2 protein-coding genes are annotated in these 1,346 nt (G+C 78.9%); both read left to right on the forward strand.

Annotated elements, in window-relative coordinates; translation table 11 throughout:
* A partial coding sequence (locus MHW47_RS35455; protein ID WP_239227908.1) for a phosphatidate cytidylyltransferase occupies window positions 1-669 on the forward strand: 669 nt, incomplete at its 5' end.
* A gap of 8 nt (window positions 670-677) precedes the next feature.
* Window positions 678-1,346: 1-acyl-sn-glycerol-3-phosphate acyltransferase (locus MHW47_RS35460; RefSeq protein ID WP_239227909.1), on the forward strand; the 669-nt coding region annotated here is incomplete at its 3' end.

Below are 1,346 nucleotides of genomic sequence, written 5' to 3' on the forward strand. Positions count from 1 at the left end.
GGCGGCGTCTACGCCCTGGCCGCCGGTCTCGGCGCGGTCGCGGCCGGCGAGTACGCCCGGATGGCGGGGCTGCGCCGGACCGACCTGGCCGTCCTCGGAGCGGTCGCCGCCGTGCTGCCGGCCCTGGCCTGGCTCGCCCCGCAACTGCTGGACCTGCGCGCGGCGGCGCTGCTGCTCGTCGCGGCGGCACTGCCCCCGGTGCTGGGCGGGGACGACCGCACCGGCTTCACCCGGGCCGCGCGCACCGCGTTCGGGCTGCTGTGGATACCGGTCGCACTCACCGGCCTGGTCTCCCTCGGCGACACGGCGGTGCTGGTCGGCCTGGCCGTGGCGCTCGGCGACGTCGGCGCCTGGTGCGGCGGTACGGCGCTGGGCCGGCGCGGTCCGCTGTCCCGGGCGCTGTCGCCGCTCTCCCCGAACAAGACCTGGGCCGGGGTGCTGGGGGCGGCGGCGGCCACCGCGCTCCTGCTGCTGGTGCTCGGCGCGTTCAGCCTCCCGCTGTGGGCGGCGGTCGCCGGCGGCTGCGTCCTCGGCGATCTCGTCGAGTCGATGGTCAAGCGCGAGTCCGGGGTGAAGGACGCGGGCAGCTGGCTGCCCGGCTTCGGCGGCCTGCTCGACCGGATCGACTCCCTGCTCGTGGCCCTCCTCCTGGCGATGGTGATGACGTGACGACGACCCTGGTACGCACCCCCGCCCGCCCGGTCCTGCCGGTCCGCTCCCGTCTCGCGTCCGCGCTGCGGCGCGGCCTGTGGTGGGGGGTGCTGGGCCTCACCGGCGGGATCGAGCGGCGCGGCCGCCTCCCGCGCGGCGGCTGCGTGGTCGTCGCCAACCACACCTCGCACGCCGACACGGCGGCGCTCCTGGCCGCGCTCGACGCCCGGCACGCCCCGGCGATCGGCGCGGCGGCCGACTACTGGTTCGCCTCGCCCTGGCGGCGCCGGATCTGCCGCAGGCTGGCGGCCGGCTTCCCGGTCCGGCGCTCGGGCGGCGGCGGAACGGCCGATCTCCTCTCGATGGCCGGCGAGCTGCGCGAGGGCCGGGCGGTCGTGCTCTTCCCGGAGGGCACCCGCGCCCCGGACGGCACCCTCGGCGCCTTCCACCGGGGCGCGCTGGTCCTGGCCGAGGAGGCGGGCGTCCCGGTGGTCCCGGTGGGCATCGCCGGCACGGACCGGCTGCTGCCCAAGCACGGCCGGCTGCGCTCCGCCCTGGTCCGGGTCACGATCGGCGAGCCGCTGCCCGCCGGGGCCTCCCCCGAGGAGGCGCGGGACGCGGTGCGCGCGCTGCACGCCCGTACGGCCGCCGAACCGCTGCGGGACTCCGCGGTGCGCCGGCGGGTGGCCTCGGTC

Origin of the sequence: Streptomyces sp. OfavH-34-F, assembly GCF_022347745.1 — a bacterium.
GTDB lineage: Bacteria > Actinomycetota > Actinomycetes > Streptomycetales > Streptomycetaceae > Streptomyces.